Genomic DNA, 14,205 nt, shown 5'->3' on the forward strand with positions numbered 1-14,205 from the left:
CAAAGCGCGCCTCGATTCATGTCTGACTCTCCTTCTTCTGATGTTGCCGGGCCCACTCTCTCAGACACCCGGGACACAAACACCCCCGGCCTTCAAAACCTTCGACCCCAACCGGCGGAAGATCAAAACACCAGCAATGAGATCCCCCAGCCTCAGCCCCGCAAAAAAAGGCCTCTCCGCACTTCGGACAGACCTGGTTGGGGTTCCCTTCCTGTTTAACAGACATTTACCGTCTCCAGTGGCAAAACTCAAAAACTCAGATTATACGATCTTTGCGCTGTTGTACAATATCCGGGCCAAGAGCACTGCTATCGAAGGAGAAGACCTCATGATTTTGCTCGAAGTCGAAGAAAATCCCAATTGTGAAGCCGTGGACATGCGCGTATTCCACGATCTCGAGCCTGCCCGGGCGATTTCGCAGGTGCTGCTCGAGCAGAACCCCGGACAGGAGCAATGGTTTGAGGTAGCCGGATGGACCACGGACAACACCGTGTGTCCGGCCCTGGCCCAAAAAGTGGACGACTCCGGGGACGGGGTCGCTGTCTTGGTTCACGGGGGGAATGCGGGGCTCCGGTTGAGGCCGGCAGGATCGGACAAGGAGTGGGACCTTAACGCCCGGGATCAGTGGGGCGCAGGGTTCTTACTGCTGGATTCGCCGGAAAGCCTGCGCTGGGCTAACTGACGTTTGATCTCGTCAAAGAGCTCATCCACCAGCCTGTCCTCCTCCACTTTCCGCACCGGAACCCCGTTGACATAAAGGGCCCCGGCCTGCCTGCCCCCGGCAATCCCGAAGTCCGCCTCCCGGCTCTCGCCCGGCCCGTTGACCTCGCAGCCCAAGACCGCAATGCTGATATCCTCCCCGATCTCCTGCGCCCGTTTCTCCACCTCATCCGCAAGCTTGAAAACGTCCACATCCGCGCGCCCGCAGCTCGGACAGGAAATTACTTTTGCCCTCCCTTTGCGCAGCCCCAAAGACTCCAGCAGGAGTTTGGCCACCCGGACCTCCTCCACGGAATCGGCAGTCAGGGAAATACGCAGGGTGTCCCCGATGCCTTCCAGGAGCAAAGCGCCCAGGGCGGCGGCGCTCTGAACTGTGCCGCGCATCAGCGTGCCGGCCTCAGTCACACCCAAATGCAGAGGGTAATCCAAGTTTTGAGAAGCCAGGCGGTAGGCAGCCACGGTCATAGGAATATTCGAGGCCTTCATCGACAGGACAATGTCCTGAAAATCCATTTCCTCGAGAATACGAATATGGTTCAGGCCGCTCTCGAGCATAGCCTCGGGAGTAGGGCGTCCGTCGCGTTTTAGGAGAGACTTTTCCAGAGAACCGGCATTGACACCGATGCGTATCGGCACTCCCCTCACTTTGGCTTTCTCCACAATGGACTCAACGCGCGCGCGCTCGCCGATATTCCCGGGATTAAGGCGCAGCTTGTCCACACCTTCCTCCAGCGCGATAAGCGCATACTTCCAATGAAAATGGATATCCGCAATAAGCGGAATAGAGATCGCCCTCTTGATCGCTCCCAGGGAGCGCGCGGCCGCTTCATCCGGGACCGCCACGCGCACCAGCTCACATCCTGCATCAGCCAGGCCCTTGATTTGCTCAACCGTGGCTTTCACATCTTCGGTGGGCGTGTTGCACATCGACTGGATGCGCACCGGATTCTCGCCGCCGATGCCCACGCCGCCGACATCCACAGAACGGGTTCGCTTGCGCCTAATTTGGAGTTCTTGTGGGATCTTCATAGTTGACTTACTGGGACGCATCTCCAAGGGAGAGACGTCCCCGGCTCCCGATTCTCAAGGGACGGTTCTCGTGTAACTTAATGAGCACCAAAGGGTAAGCGAGAACCGTCCCTGCGTTCAGACCCTATGACATCTCGAGCATCCGCTCGAGCGCTATTCGCGCTTCGCGCACTGTATCTGCGGGCACGTGGATCTCATTGGCTTCATCGGAAGTGCCCATCACCTCCAAGGTCGCCAAAATGTTCCGGAGATTGACCTTGTACTGGTTGGGACAAAGGGAGCGCGAAAGGCCCAGGACTTTTTTGTCCGCGTGGAGATTGTCCAAATTCTTTGCGTGATTGATCTCCGTGGCAAGGATGATCGTGGATCCTGCCGGAGCTTCCTCAATATAGTCCGCCATCAATTTGGTGGAACCTGCGAGATCCGCGGCAGCCACCACTTCCTCGGGGCATTCGGGGTGGGCAATTATCACCGCGCCCGGGTACTGCTTGCGCGCCTCCTGAATCATGAGCGGACTGAAGTGCGTATGCACATGGCAATATCCCTTCCATAACAGCACACGCGAGTTGCGGATCTGATCCTCTGCCAGGCCGCCGAGTTCCTCAGCAGGATTGGTCCAGTCCCAAAGCACTTGTTCATCGCGCGGCACATCCAGGGAATTGGCCGAATTACGGCCCAGGTGTTCGTCCGGAAAAAAGAAGATGCGATTTTCCGGCAAGATCTTCTCAAAAATCTTCTTTGCATTGGAGCTTGTCACACAAGTGCCGCCGTGGCGGCCGCAAAACGCTTTGAGCGCGGCCGTGGAATTAACATAAGTCACGGGCACAAATTTCTCGCCCGTACCCTGCATGACGCGGCAAAGCTCCTCCCAGGCCTCCTCCACTGTGGATTCCTCGGCCATGTCGGCCATCGGGCATCCGGCGTAGTGATTGGGAAGAAAAACCTTTTGGTGGTCTCCGGCCAGAATACGGGAGGTCTCGGCCATAAAGTGCACGCCGCAGAAAACAATATTCTCGGCTGTTTGATTATCCCGGCCTTTACGCGCAAGCTCGAGGCTGTCTCCCACCTCGTCGGCAATGAGGATTTCTTCCCATCGCTGATAATTGTGTACGAGAAAAAGCAGGCGGTCACCCCATTGCTTCTTGCGCGCTTTAATGCGCTCCAAGCACTCCTCGTCGCTTAACGCGCGAATTTGATCTGAAATCGTAACACTTTGCGCCACTAGGAAACCTCCCCGTGTACTTTCTGGGACACGTTATACGAACAAAACTTGGGGCCGCACATGGAACAGAATGCCGCAGTCTTAAATCCGTCATGCGGCAAGTCCTCGTCGTGAAAGGCCCGCGCTGTTTCCGGATCCATGGATAATCGGAACTGCTCCTCCCAATCAAATGCATAGCGCGCTTTGGACAGCTGGTCATCCCACAAACGGGCGCCCGGCCGGTGGCGGGCGATATCCGCTGCGTGCGCGGCAATTTTGTAAGCAATCACGCCTTGCTTCACGTCCTCGCGCTTGGGCAAACCCAAATGCTCCTTGGGCGTGACATAACACAGCATGGAAGCCCCCGCATACCCCGCCATGGTCGCGCCGATCGCGGAAGTGATGTGATCGTAACCCGGGGCCACATCCGTTACCAAAGGGCCGAGCACATAAAAAGGCGCGTTATGGCAAAGCTCCTGCTGCTTCTCCACATTCATTTGGATTTGGTCAAAAGGCACGTGGCCCGGCCCTTCGATCATCACCTGCACATCTTTTGCCCAGGCCTGGAGCGTGAGCTCGCCCAAGGTCTTGAGCTCCGCGAACTGGGCCTCGTCGCTGGCATCGGCCAGACATCCGGGGCGCAGGCCGTCGCCCAAACTAAGGGTCACATCATAGCGCTTGCAAATTTCCAAAAGCCGGTCGAATTCCGTGTAAAAGGGATTTTGTTTGAAGTGGGCCAGGGACCACTCGGCCATGAGCGCGCCCCCGCGGCTCACAATCCCGGTGATACGCTTTTTGGTCATAGGGATATATTCCATAAGCAGTCCGGCGTGGATCGTCATGTAGTCCACGCCCTGCGCTGCTTGGCGCTCCACAACCTCAAACATCTGATCCACTGTAATGTCCGCAACGCGCGGGGCCTCAAGAACTGCTTGGTAAATGGGCACAGTGCCCACGGGCACGGGGCTGTGACGGATAATCGCTTGGCGGATTCCGTCCAGGTTGCCGCCCGTGGACAGATCCATCACCGTGTCCGACCCGTAATGCACAGCCTCGTGCAGCTTTTCCAACTCGTCATCCACGCTGGATGTCACGGAACTATTCCCGATATTCGCGTTGATCTTGCACGTGGCGGCAATGCCGATGCCCATCGGATCCAAACAGGTGTGATTGATGTTGGCGGGAATGACCATGCGGCCCTCGGCCACTTCCTTGCGCACCCGCTCCGGCTCCAGATTCTCCCGGCGAGCCACAGACTCCATTTCTTCGGTGACCACACCTTGGCGGGCGTAATGCATTTGGGTTCTGTTGTCTCCAGTGCGTTTCTCCACCCAAGTTTTTCGTATCAAGGGCGGAGGCTCGGGGGAACCGTGCACGGATGGAATGCGATCACTCATGAAGTCCTCCTAACAGACTGTAGATAAATAAGATAGAATCTGGACCGCCTTCAGGCGGCTAATACAGGACCAGAACGGTACAGTATATACCAACCTCACTGCTGTGTCTATGACTTGCACATCCATCGCCTAGCCCGGATTGACACCTCTCGAAAACCACTGCTATGCTTATGGTTGTAGTTGACACTGGAGCAAACCCGCTTGGATGAAATCATAATCTCCCCCAAAGACGCCCTTATTTGCGTAGACGTGCAAAATGATTTTTGCCCGGGCGGTGCCTTAGCCGTACCCAACGGCGATCAGGCCGCCTTAGTTCTCACCGAGTATATCGAACAGTTCGAGGCTGCGGGGGCCATGATTGTGGCGACCCGCGATTGGCACCCGCCCAATCACTGTTCCTTCGAATCCCAGGGCGGCCCCTGGCCCCAGCACTGTGTCCGGGACACCGATGGCGCCGGATTTCATGAAGCCCTCCGCCTGCCCAAACACACCGAACTCATTTCCAAAGGCATAGAGCCCGGCGATGAAGCGGGTTCCGGTTTTCAGGGAACGAATCTGGCTCAGAAGCTGCATGAAAGAAAGATCGAACGCGTGTTCATCGGAGGGTTGGCCACGGACTACGGCGTCAAGGCCACAGTCCTGGATGCAATCAAAGAGGATTTCCAAACCTTCGTGCTGAGTGAAGCCTGCCAAGGAATCAACATCGATTCCAATGAGATCGAGAAGGCAATCAAGGAAATGCGCCAGGCAGGAGCCAAAATCGCGACCCTCGCGGACTTACCGGCTCGCGGCCCCGCTTAAAAAGTCAGAACCTGATCGGCCTCGGCGATCTCCTTCAACAAAAACGTTGTCAGTCCACGAATCCCATCCAGGCTTTCGATCAAATCCTCTTCAGAAACTCCTGCCACTGCCACTGAAGAAGAACACGCCCAAAGCCGAACATCCCCGACTGACTTGGCTTCGCGCACAAGCTTGTCCAAGTCATCCAGACCTGCATCGTGCAGGCGCTCGATCACCTGAGGTTCCTGTTCCGCAAAACCCGGGGAAAGATTCACGCAATTGGCCTCCGCCTTTGTGACCTTGAGTACGGCCTCGTCGCGAAACAGGCCACGGACAATCATATTGGATGCAGCAGCGGCAATCACCATGGTAAGCGCCTGGACAACATTGTTGAAACTGCCATTTGAAATAATAACGGTGAGTCGTTTCATAGGAGTGGGTTAAACGCACTTCTCACAGTGGATCTGTTCCTTTGCCAGACCGGTTCTGGATAAACCAGGGGCGTACTATACCACAGTCAGATTCCTCCCTTCAAGGCTACGGTGCCAGGCACCGGTGTCAGGCACTGGTGTCAGGCACCGGTGCCTGGCACCAAGCCCGGGTTGATGCGCTGGTTCAACCGGTGTATAGTGCTGGGCATAGTTTCCCGGCCGGAAAGACCAGCTTCCACATTCCCTAGCTGACTACATTGCAGGAGTTATGAATGACCACCACCGCGCAGCAATCGATTCGCATCGGTCACAGCCCGGATCCCGACGATGCCTTTATGTTCTACGCCCTAACCCACGGGAAGGTGCCCCTGGAGGGCATCCGGGTGGAACACCTCCTGGAAGACATTGAATCCCTGAACCGGCGCGCCCAGTCCGGCGAGCTGGAGATGACCGCTGCCTCTGCCGCGGCCCTGCCCTACCTCAATAATCGCTATTGGATCCTGGCCTGCGGCTCCAGCGTGGGCCGCGGATACGGCCCTATCGTGGTCACGCGCGAAATCGCGCCGGCAAAAGACCTGCGCCGCAAACGCATTGCCGTTCCCGGCGAATACACCACAGCCACTCTCCTGCTGCGCCTGGCCCTGGATAATAATTTCGAACCCGTGCCCATGAGCTTTGACACCATCATGCACGCCGTGGATGACCAAGAGGTCGACGCCGGGCTCCTCATTCACGAGGGGCAAATCACCTATCGCGACAAGGGCTTTTTCTGCGCCTTGGACCTGGGCGTGTGGTGGCAAGAGCAGACCGGACTGCAGGCCGTTCCCCTGGGCTTGGATCTTGTGCGCGCCGATGTGGGCGAAACCATGGCCCGCCGCCTCAACCAAGCCCTGAAGGAATCCATCGCCTACGCGCGCGCCAACGAGCCGGAGGCTCTGGAATACGCTCTCCGATACGGGCGCGGCATCGATGCCGGGGTCGGAAGTGACTTTGTCACCATGTACGTGAATGAAGATACTCTGGATCTCGGAGAGGAAGGCGAGGCCGCCCTAAACAAGCTCTATGATCTGGCCGTGGAAAAAGGTATTTGGAAAGAGAAGCCGGAGATTAAGATTATCCGGTAGACTTACCACTTCTTGATAATTTCATACAGAGTCGTGCGCTGCGCGGGTTCAAAACCCGCCTCCCGGATGAGCTGCGCCACTTCGGCCGCTGTTGAGGTGTTTACAAAGTCCGCGGCCCGGTGCACATTCTCTTCCAGCAGGGTCCCCCCAAAGTCATCCGCTCCGAATCGCAGCGCAATTTGCCCGGTCTTCTTTCCCTCAGAAAACCAAGACGCCTGAATGTGATCAACGTTGTCCAAGTAAAGCCTGGAAACCGCCATCATGCGCAAATAGCGGGCGCTGGTCGCGTGCCTGGGAATCGCTTTTTCGAGCGGCGTGTTCCCCGGCTTGAAACTCCAAGGAATAAAGGCGGTAAAGCCGCCTGTCCGGTCTTGCAGATCCCGGATCACATCAAAGTGATCCAGCAAATCCTCGGTCGTCTCCACATGGCCGTACATCAGGGTTGCGGTACTCCGCATGCCCGCCTGATGCGCGATCTCGTGCACCTCCAGCCACGTTTCGGGACCGCCCTTTTTGCGCGCAATTTTCCTGCGAACCCGTTCGCTCAAAACTTCGGCCCCTCCGCCCGGCAGAGTGCGCTGCCCGGCCTCATACAAAGCTTGTACCACCTTTTGCAGCGACTTCCCGGAAACCTCGGCCATCAATCGAATCTCCGAGGCCGTAAAGCAATGCGGAGTCACATCCGGATAGCGTTCGGTAATCCCGCGCACAATATCGAGGTAGTATTCCAAGGGCAAGAGTTCGTTGTGCCCGCCTTGCAGCAAAACAGTCGTCATCCCCGTTTCACGCAAACGCCCCACCCTCGCCAACACCTCTTCCACACTCAAGGTGTAGGCATCGCGGTCCCCGGGTTTCCGGTAAAAGGCACAGAACAAGCAATCGGTCTTGCAGATATTGGTGTAGTTGGGATTGGCATCCAGCACAAAGGTGACGGTCTTGCCCGGATGCAGGCGTTGACGCACTGCAGCGGCCCAGCCGGCCAAATCCAACAGTTCGGCTTCCTCTAATAGAAAGCGGCCCTGCCCGCGCGTGAGCCGGCGGCCTTGAGCCACGGCACCGGCAATCGCGTCGTGCGCAGTCGCATCAGAGTTCAGAACAGAGCTTTCGGAACACACCTAACGCAATCTCCTCTTGGGGCCCGAGTTCATACACAAAATTTTGCAGATACTGAAGCGCCTGTTCCTGTGTCAGACCCAAATCGTTCGAACGGCGTTCGGCAATCTCCGATAAGCCCGCCATCCCGCGATGCAGAGCCGTCTCCATCAAGCCCGACAACAGAACTACTGTCTTTTCGGGTACTGTGACGCGCACAACCCAGTGCGCAAATACAAAAGGCAAACCCGTCCACTCAAACCACTCTTCGCCCAAATCCACGAGCTCCCAGCCCTTGGGCGGCGCAGCGGCAATTCTCAAAGCCTCGTCACCGATGACCAAACGCCCCAAGGCTCCCTTGTAAGCCCCGCGCCGGTAGCTCACACGCAGCCCGTATTTTTGGCGAAGCAAAATCCTCGCCAACGCAAAAGAAGTGGAACTCTCATCCGTTACGGAAATCACCCCGCGATTCAATTCTTTTAGCGGCTGCTTCGTCAGCAAGAACACACTGAGCGCCTTGCGCGGCACCGCAATCCCCCACGGGCCGAGCGGTCTAAAACTCTTATCCAAACGAAACCAATCGGCCACTGCCATGAGACCTGCGTCAATTTCTCCGCGCCCGGCCGCCATTCCCAAATCCCTCGGAACCAAGTCCACGCACTGCGCCGCCGATTCCGACAAAAACGCAAAAAAAGGCTCGGAATTGAGGTAAGGAATGCGTCCCAGGCGCAGCAGACCCGCTGTAGAGGTTAGGGCAGTCTCAGTAAACGGCTTGGTATAAGGCATCACGTTCCTGGGGTTCATTACCGGATTCCCGTATGAGTTGTTCGATTCGCTGCCGTGTCAGCAGTGTGGGTGAGCTGGACAGGGCCGCGTGGGCAATGCGCTCTTCGCCCACAGTCCCGTCCAAATCATCGGCCCCGAAATTCAAGGCCATGGATGCCGTTTCCTCCCCCAACATAATCCAGTAAGACTTGATGTGATCAAAATTATCCAACAAAAGCCGGGCCGTTGCGATCGTCTTCAAATCCTCCACCACCGAGGCCGCACGTTTTACAATTCCCGAGTTACCGGGTTGGAAGGCCAAGGGAATAAAGGAAAGAAATCCGCGCGTTTCATCCTGCAATTCCCGAAGCTTGAGCATGTGCTCCACACGCTCTTCATAAGTCTCGATATGACCGTACAGGAGGGTGGCATTGGAATGAATCCCCATGCGGTGCGCGATCTCGTGGATGGCCAGCCAACGCGACGCTCCCATCTTGAAAGGAAAGAGTTGCTTGCGCACGCGCTCTGAAAACACCTCGGCTCCCCCGCCCGGCAAACAGGTGAGTCCCACGGCCTGCAGGCGTCTCAAGACTTCTTCCACATCCGTGCGCTCACGCTTGGCAAAGAAATCAATTTCCACTGCCGTAAAAGCCTTGATCTGGATATGCGGGTAGCGCTCATGAATGGCGCGCAACATGGCCTCGTAATCTTCAAGCCGCCAGGTGGGGTGCAGCCCGCCGACAATGTGCACTTCTCTGAGTTCCTCCGAGCACTTATCTAAGACCTCCTGCACACTCATCTCGTAGGCATCGGGGCGCCCCTTTTTGGATGAAAAATCACAAAACTTGCAGGAAAGAACGCAAAGATTGGAGGGATTGATTTGGCGGTTCACCACATAGTGAACCTTCTTGCCCCAGCGCGCGCGTTTGACTTCATTGGCCAGACGGCCCAGGCCGATCAAGTCATCTGTCCGCAGGCAGGCCATGCCGTCTTCAAAGTTGAGGCGTTGGGAGCTATGGAGTTTGTCGATGATTTGTTGCATTTCAGATCAAGGTGCGGTTCTCGCTCATGTTCTGGTTGACTACGCCGTCTTTGCGAGCCGCAGGCGAAGCAATCTTTGTTCCGTAAAGATGGCCGCGCTTGGCTCGCCATGACGAGCAGGGCATTCACCCCTCGGAATGACGCGCACGCATCAGTGTGGTGCAGGGCACCCCGCTCAGCTCAAAGCTGATACTCCGCCCACCGCTTTTCCACGCGGCCGGCAATTTCCGGCAACATCTCCACTGGTTCGGGATAGCCCTTCTTCCACGTGGCGTCAATCCCCATGCAACCGCGCCACACCGGCCAGGCCCCACGGAATTCGTTTGCGGCAAACACTACGTCACGCGCGCAATCAAAGCGCGTAAAAATCCCCCACAGCGTACTCGTCTGATCGTCCAGATCCACATCCGGGCTCACGGCAACCACCCATCGAAGCCCGCGCAGCCCGGGCGCAGCCACCAGCTTCTCGACCACAGGCCGGCCCTCTCCCTTTACCTGAACCACAAGCAAGCTCTGTTCCAGAAGCTTCCAAGCCTGGATGCCGGGGACAAGACGGGTGGGATCCAGATCGGGCTTCGGCACTTCGGTTGAAGGGGCCTTACCCCCAGATGTGGCGTCCATGACCATCTTAGACCCTAAATCTGGGGTAAAGCTGGTGAAGTCCAGTGTATCCAGAGGCACCCCGGGCAGCAACAGAAAATCCTCGGCCGGGTCAAAGTGCGCGGCCACCGCCCGCAGGACCTCGGGCCAGGAGCGCACGTCCACCCCCGGATCCACCAGCACGATAAACTTGGTCAGCGAGAGCTGGCCCTCGCCCATCAAGGATAGCGCCGTCTTCATCGCCTCTTTGGCATAGCGCTGCTCCACGGACACCACCAGCAAATTGTGGAAACCCGCCTCAAAGTAAGCCCACAGATCCCGTATTTCGGGATGCATCAAACGCACAATCGGGTGGAACATCATTTGAATGGCGTCGCCCATGTACTTGTCTTCCTGCGGCGGTTTCCCCACCACAGCCGCCGGATAAACCGGATTGCGTTTGCGCGTCATTGTTTTGATTTCAAATACAGGGAAGGGGCGCTGCAGCGAATAATGCCCGAAGTGATCGCCAAAAGGGCCCTCCGGATGCCGGATGCCGGCCGGGATGTATCCTTCCAATACAAACTCCGCGTGAGCCGGCACCTGCACAGGTACCTGGGTCGCAGGCGCCGTCTGCCCCGGGGATTGGCGCAGCAAACCGCTAAAGATCCACTCGTCCACGCCCTCAGGCAAAGGGCACGCCGCTGCCAGCATCAGGGCCGGATCCGCGCCCAGGGCCACTGCCACAGGCAAACTCTGATTCGCCTTTTCCGCGGCATGATAGTGAAAGCCCCCGCCCTTTTCAATTTGCCAATGCATCCCGGTTTGAGTCGGGTTGTGGATATGCATCCGATACAAACCTACATTGCGGCCGCCGTTCTTGGGATCATGGGTAAAGACCAGAGGAAAGGTGATAAAGCGGCCGCCGTCCTTGGGCCAAACCTTAAGCGCGGGTAAAGTACGAAGATCCGGTTTCTCGATCAGCTCTTGGCAAGGACGCTGGCGGCCCCGGACCAAACGCATATGGCGCAGGCCCCAGAGCCGTTTTTTTTGGGAGAAGAATGCGCTGAGTGTGGGCGGCTGCAAGGCCTCGGCCAAGGCACTCCAGTTGGCGCCAATCTCTTCCGGATGGCGGCCCAGCGCAATCTCCACACGCCGCATGCTACCGAAAAAGTTGAGCGCCATGGGAAAGAGCGAGCCCTTCACATTTTCGAACAACATGGCAGGGCCTTCATCGGAGATCACGCGGTGGTAAATCTCGGTAATCTCATATTCCGGATCCACCTGGGCCTTAACTCGCTTGAGCTCGCCCTGCTCTTCAAGATGCCTTAGGAAAGACTGAAAATCGTGGAAGATCATTGGACTCCCATTCGCGGTGCCAGGCACTGGTGCCAGGCACCGGTGTCAGGCACCGGTGCCTGACACCGTATCTAATCTATGCGTCTTGTATCCTTCGGCTGCAGCACACCCCAGCACACCAAGCAGTTTATCCACAAATCCGTCAATGGCATCCTGCAAGGTCTTGGGCTCCATATAGAATGGCGGACAGGTGGGCATAATAATCACCCCATCCTGTGAAAGCTCGTACGCCTGTTTCAGACTCACCGTGGCCAACGGAGTCTCACGCAGAGCCAGGACAAGCCGCCGCCTCTCCTTCATTGCCACATAGGCGGTGCGCGTCAGCAGCGTGTCCCCGATCCCCGAGGCAATCTTGCCCAAGGTTGTCACCGAACAAGGCACGATCACGACCGCATCATAGGGGTTGGATCCCGATGCCAAGGGATTAGCCAAATCAGCATCACTGAAGATCCCGTCCACATGCGGCCCCAGGTCCGCAGGGGAAAGCCCTGTCTCCTCCTTGAGAACCATCTGCCCCCATTTGGAAAACACTACATACTTTTCACCCGGCAAACGCTTGGCGAATTCCACACCCAGGATCGCACCCGAGGCCCCGGTGATTCCGATAATTGTTCTCATCAAGCCACCCCGCACACGATCCACCCCAGCACGACAAAACCCAGGACCGCATTGATTTTGAAAAAGGCCAGGTGCACGTCCGTGGCCTTGTGGTGCTCCAGCCAAAGCAAAGCCCCTGTGCCCAACAGCACAGCCCAACTCAATGCCCCGCTCAAGACTGTTAACTGTAAACCCACTAAGCAGAAAAAGGCTGCCAGGTGAAAAACAGCGGAAATCATCAAAGCCCCTCCCACACCGCGCATTGCAGGCAAGGACTTGAGCCCTGCAGAGCGATCGAACTCCGCATCCGCAGTTGAATAGATCATGTCAAAACCCGCCACCCAGAAAAACGTGAAGAGCGTCAGCAATAATCCCGGACCCACGCCCTCAAGAGTCTGAGTGACGGCAATCCAACCGCCCAAGGGAGCGAGCGCCAAACCCGCGCCCACGCCCAAATGCGCCCAAGGCGTGAAGCGCTTCATATAGGGATAAACGACAAATACCCCAAGCGGAATCGGGGAGAGCCACAAACAAATCGGCGCAATAGCCCAGGCTGCGCCCAGATAAAGGACCAAACCCAAAATTACAACGGCCCAGGCTTCCTTCGCGCTTAAAGCCGCGGCCGGGAGTTCGCGGCCCGCAGTGCGGGGATTCAGGGCGTCAAAATGGCGATCAATAATCCGGTTCAGCGCCATGGCCACGGTGCGCGCGCCAAAACCCGCAAGCAAAACCAGCAAGAAGATACGGACCGGAGGCCACCCGCGCTGCGCCAGGACCGCCCCACTGTAGATGAGCGGCAGGGAAAACAGCGTGTGCTCGAGCTTGATAAACTTGGCGTAGGTCTTGATTCGCTTCATCACACTCCAGGGACGGTTCTCGCTATCCCTTTTAACTACAATGGCTTCCGTGAGAACCGTCCCCTTCTTTCAAGGTTTACACCACGGGCAGGGCTGAAAACCCGCCTGCCCGGCCGTTACAGGATTCATCTCAACAGGGCTTGCGCCGCGGCGATCGCACTCGGCCCGATGGTAAAAACGCCCGCCCGAGGGGTTCACATAAACGCGCACAGCGCGCTTCCGGGGCTCTTCCGGCGGGACCAGATTTTCGGAATCCTCTCCCGCCTCTTCTTCCACAGCTTCATTCACTGCTTCAACTGAAGCGGAAGTGTCTGCTTGAGAAGCCCCCTCATCATCCTCGGACAAAAGCTCCTCCATCTCCGCAAACATTTCACTTTGCGGAGATGAAGCGGAGCCCCCGGACATAGCCTCCGCTGCCAAGGCATGCCCGGCAGCCAGGATTAAGCCGCAACCGAAAATTGACACAAAGACCCGTTTACAAGAAGCCATTCGATACCCACTCACCCTGAGGAGGCCCAAAGGGCCGTCTCGAAGGGTAGATATAATCAAGCTCATGGATAGCACTCTATGATCTCCTCCGTGAGGCCATTTGCGATATCCGCTGCCAATCCCCCGCAACCAAAGCCTCTTTCTTTCCACGACTCCAACCCTTTATCCTACGTTCCATCACAAAAGCTTCGTCGCGTGAAGGAAACTCCTCAGAGAAAACCAGCTTCACCGGGAGCCGCCTTGAGGTAAAGCCTGGAATCTCCCCCATCTGGTGCTGTGCGATCCGGAGCTCAAGGTTGTCCGTTTGCCCGACATAATACTTTCCGTCTGCAGTCTGAAGCATATAGAACCAAAACGACACTAGACAAAAGCTCCGTTGCTTATTGTCATTCTCTCCTCCTCATCCTTCGAGACGCCACTGCGTGGCTCCTCAGGATGAGCGGCCAGTCACGACTCCTCAGGATAAGCGGCCAGCCAAAACTCCTCAGGATGAGCGGCCACCCATGGCTCTTCATCCCGCCAGCCAAACGGATTTCCCCGGAACGGGCCGATGACTTAAGCAGGCACTAAGGATGAAGGACAGAGATCGTTTAAGGCACATTCTTCACACTTGGGTTTGCGCGACGCGCACACGCGCCGGCCATGCCAAATCAAAAGATGAGAAACCAGGGTCCAGTCCTTTTTGGGAAAAATCTCATACAGCTCCATCTCGATCTTCTCCGGATCCGTGCTCCGGGTCAGACC

17 protein-coding genes are annotated in these 14,205 nt (G+C 57.1%); 3 read left to right on the forward strand and 14 right to left on the reverse strand.

Annotation, left to right across the window (positions count from 1 at the left end):
- Window positions 1-16: 16 nt before the first annotated feature.
- Window positions 17-226 carry a cysteine-rich CWC family protein gene (locus JW937_09890; protein MBN1587719.1) on the reverse strand — a complete coding sequence of 70 codons (210 nt, stop codon included), beginning with the start codon at window positions 224-226 and terminating at the stop codon, window positions 17-19.
- Window positions 227-238: 12 nt separating this feature from the next.
- Here JW937_09890 and JW937_09895 point away from each other — a divergent pair, with 12 nt between their 5' ends.
- The gene (locus tag JW937_09895; protein ID MBN1587720.1) at window positions 239-682 is read left to right on the forward strand and encodes a hypothetical protein; all 444 of its coding nucleotides are present in this window, start codon (window positions 239-241) and stop codon (window positions 680-682) included.
- Here the strand turns inward: JW937_09895 and ispG are convergent.
- The 3 genes from ispG to thiC all read right to left on the reverse strand — a co-directional run bounded on the left by ispG (window position 622) and on the right by thiC (window position 4,347).
- Window positions 622-1,749 (reverse strand): flavodoxin-dependent (E)-4-hydroxy-3-methylbut-2-enyl-diphosphate synthase, encoded by a 1,128-nt coding sequence (gene ispG / locus JW937_09900; GenBank protein ID MBN1587721.1) that lies wholly within the window; start codon window positions 1,747-1,749, stop codon window positions 622-624. The two genes, JW937_09895 and ispG, sit on opposite strands and share 61 nt — an antisense overlap.
- Before the next feature lie 124 nt (window positions 1,750-1,873).
- A complete protein-coding gene (gene nadA, locus JW937_09905) occupies window positions 1,874-2,971 on the reverse strand; it encodes a quinolinate synthase NadA (protein ID MBN1587722.1) in 1,098 nt (365 codons plus the stop codon).
- On the reverse strand, window positions 2,971-4,347 hold the full coding sequence (gene thiC / locus JW937_09910) for a phosphomethylpyrimidine synthase ThiC (GenBank protein ID MBN1587723.1): 1,377 nt from the start codon (window positions 4,345-4,347) through the stop codon (window positions 2,971-2,973). Before thiC ends, nadA begins: the two co-directional genes overlap by 1 nt.
- Window positions 4,348-4,563: 216 nt before the next feature.
- On the opposite strand from thiC, the gene JW937_09915 reads away from it, so the two are divergent.
- Window positions 4,564-5,148 (forward strand): nicotinamidase, encoded by a 585-nt coding sequence (locus JW937_09915; GenBank protein ID MBN1587724.1) that lies wholly within the window; start codon window positions 4,564-4,566, stop codon window positions 5,146-5,148.
- On the opposite strand, the gene JW937_09920 is transcribed toward JW937_09915, so the two are convergent.
- Window positions 5,145-5,558 carry a DsrE family protein gene (locus tag JW937_09920; protein MBN1587725.1) on the reverse strand — a complete coding sequence of 138 codons (414 nt, stop codon included), beginning with the start codon at window positions 5,556-5,558 and terminating at the stop codon, window positions 5,145-5,147. The genes JW937_09915 and JW937_09920 overlap by 4 nt on opposite strands.
- A gap of 272 nt (window positions 5,559-5,830) precedes the next feature.
- Between JW937_09920 and JW937_09925 the strand changes: the two genes are divergently transcribed.
- The gene (locus JW937_09925; protein MBN1587726.1) at window positions 5,831-6,682 is read left to right on the forward strand and encodes an ABC transporter substrate-binding protein; all 852 of its coding nucleotides are present in this window, start codon (window positions 5,831-5,833) and stop codon (window positions 6,680-6,682) included.
- A 2-nt stretch (window positions 6,683-6,684) separates the two neighbouring features.
- Here the strand turns inward: JW937_09925 and mqnC are convergent, their stop codons facing one another.
- The 9 genes from mqnC to JW937_09970 form a co-directional block, all read right to left on the reverse strand.
- Window positions 6,685-7,776: a dehypoxanthine futalosine cyclase gene (mqnC, locus tag JW937_09930; protein MBN1587727.1), complete on the reverse strand. Its 1,092-nt coding sequence runs from the start codon at window positions 7,774-7,776 to the stop codon at window positions 6,685-6,687.
- The gene (locus tag JW937_09935) at window positions 7,766-8,578 is read right to left on the reverse strand and encodes a menaquinone biosynthesis protein (GenBank protein ID MBN1587728.1); all 813 of its coding nucleotides are present in this window, start codon (window positions 8,576-8,578) and stop codon (window positions 7,766-7,768) included. Before JW937_09935 ends, mqnC begins: the two co-directional genes overlap by 11 nt.
- Window positions 8,535-9,581 carry an aminofutalosine synthase MqnE gene (mqnE, locus tag JW937_09940; GenBank protein ID MBN1587729.1) on the reverse strand — a complete coding sequence of 349 codons (1,047 nt, stop codon included), beginning with the start codon at window positions 9,579-9,581 and terminating at the stop codon, window positions 8,535-8,537. Before mqnE ends, JW937_09935 begins: the two co-directional genes overlap by 44 nt.
- Window positions 9,582-9,760: 179 nt before the next feature.
- The gene (locus JW937_09945) at window positions 9,761-11,518 is read right to left on the reverse strand and encodes a menaquinone biosynthesis decarboxylase (protein MBN1587730.1); all 1,758 of its coding nucleotides are present in this window, start codon (window positions 11,516-11,518) and stop codon (window positions 9,761-9,763) included.
- A gap of 45 nt (window positions 11,519-11,563) precedes the next feature.
- Window positions 11,564-12,136, reverse strand: coding sequence for a UbiX family flavin prenyltransferase (locus JW937_09950; protein MBN1587731.1), 573 nt, complete (start codon window positions 12,134-12,136; stop codon window positions 11,564-11,566).
- Entirely contained in the window at window positions 12,136-12,972 is an 837-nt protein-coding gene (locus JW937_09955; protein ID MBN1587732.1) for a UbiA family prenyltransferase, read from the reverse strand. The genes JW937_09950 and JW937_09955 overlap by 1 nt, the downstream gene beginning before the upstream one ends.
- A 69-nt stretch (window positions 12,973-13,041) precedes the next feature.
- Window positions 13,042-13,527, reverse strand: a complete 486-nt coding sequence (locus JW937_09960; protein ID MBN1587733.1) for a hypothetical protein — start codon at window positions 13,525-13,527, stop codon at window positions 13,042-13,044.
- Window positions 13,528-13,537: 10 nt separating this feature from the next.
- Entirely contained in the window at window positions 13,538-13,804 is a 267-nt protein-coding gene (locus JW937_09965; protein ID MBN1587734.1) for a GIY-YIG nuclease family protein, read from the reverse strand.
- A gap of 212 nt (window positions 13,805-14,016) precedes the next feature.
- On the reverse strand, window positions 14,017-14,205 hold a 189-nt coding region (locus JW937_09970), incomplete at its 5' end, for an endonuclease III (protein MBN1587735.1).

It is taken from the genome of Candidatus Omnitrophota bacterium (assembly GCA_016929445.1).
In the GTDB taxonomy this organism is placed as follows: Bacteria; Omnitrophota; Gorgyraeia; order JAFGIU01; family JAFGIU01; genus JAFGIU01.

Excerpts from the sequence above, each read along its gene's own strand:
- JW937_09965 (MBN1587734.1), bottom strand. The coding sequence starts at position 13,804 with ATGCTTCAGACTGCAGACGGAAAGTATTATGTCGGGCAAACGGACAAC.
- JW937_09945 (MBN1587730.1), bottom strand. The coding sequence starts at position 11,518 with ATGATCTTCCACGATTTTCAGTCTTTCCTAAGGCATCTTGAAGAGCAG.
- JW937_09935 (MBN1587728.1), bottom strand. The coding sequence starts at position 8,578 with ATGAACCCCAGGAACGTGATGCCTTATACCAAGCCGTTTACTGAGACT.
- JW937_09890 (MBN1587719.1), bottom strand. The coding sequence starts at position 226 with ATGTCTGTTAAACAGGAAGGGAACCCCAACCAGGTCTGTCCGAAGTGC.
- JW937_09960 (MBN1587733.1), bottom strand. The coding sequence starts at position 13,527 with ATGAGCTTGATTATATCTACCCTTCGAGACGGCCCTTTGGGCCTCCTC.
- JW937_09920 (MBN1587725.1), bottom strand. The coding sequence starts at position 5,558 with ATGAAACGACTCACCGTTATTATTTCAAATGGCAGTTTCAACAATGTT.
- ispG (MBN1587721.1), bottom strand. The coding sequence starts at position 1,749 with ATGAAGATCCCACAAGAACTCCAAATTAGGCGCAAGCGAACCCGTTCT.
- thiC (MBN1587723.1), bottom strand. The coding sequence starts at position 4,347 with ATGAGTGATCGCATTCCATCCGTGCACGGTTCCCCCGAGCCTCCGCCC.
- JW937_09950 (MBN1587731.1), bottom strand. The coding sequence starts at position 12,136 with ATGAGAACAATTATCGGAATCACCGGGGCCTCGGGTGCGATCCTGGGT.
- mqnE (MBN1587729.1), bottom strand. The coding sequence starts at position 9,581 with ATGCAACAAATCATCGACAAACTCCATAGCTCCCAACGCCTCAACTTT.
- JW937_09925 (MBN1587726.1), top strand. The coding sequence starts at position 5,831 with ATGACCACCACCGCGCAGCAATCGATTCGCATCGGTCACAGCCCGGAT.
- JW937_09955 (MBN1587732.1), bottom strand. The coding sequence starts at position 12,972 with ATGAAGCGAATCAAGACCTACGCCAAGTTTATCAAGCTCGAGCACACG.